1 protein-coding gene is annotated in these 537 nt (G+C 44.5%); it reads left to right on the forward strand.

From position 1 onward, the window contains the following. Positions 1 to 537, forward strand: a 537-nt coding sequence (locus HQN90_RS40130) for a ketoacyl-synthetase C-terminal extension domain-containing protein (RefSeq protein WP_420851122.1), incomplete at both ends; no start/stop codon positions are given.

The raw sequence follows: 537 nt of genomic DNA on the forward strand, positions 1-537 counted from the left end.
CTTCAACAAAGACGAATTTTGGCCATACGCTGGCGGCTTCCGGATTGGTAAGCCTGATCTCCTTAGTGCAGGCTCTACGGTACGAGATAATTCCGGCGAGCCTGCATTGCGAAAAAGAAAATAGCTATATTTCGTGGAAGGACAGCCCTTTTTATGTGAACAAAGCCAATAAACCTTGGCAGGAAGAAAGGGAGAAGCGGAGAGTCGGAGCAATAAATTCATTTGGGATGAGCGGAACGAATGCCCACATGGTAATAAAGAGTTATCCCTCCCATGAAACGGAGGTGGAGGAAGAAACATTCCCTAGTTATTTGATAGCTCTATCAGCGAAGACGGAACAGGGCTTACAAGAAAAAATAAATGAGTTACGAGAAATGATGACAAGAAAAGAAATCACAACGAAGGATTTGGCAGGCATTAGTTACACACTGTTGGAAGGCAGACGGCATTTTCAGTACCGCTTTGCAGCCATCGTGCAAGATGTGGAAACAACAATAACTGCACTGAATCAAGGGAGCAATAAAGAAAAAGGGCCGT

The organism is Paenibacillus alba (assembly GCF_013204855.1).
GTDB classification, from domain to species: Bacteria; Bacillota; Bacilli; order Paenibacillales; family NBRC-103111; genus Paenibacillus_E; species Paenibacillus_E alba.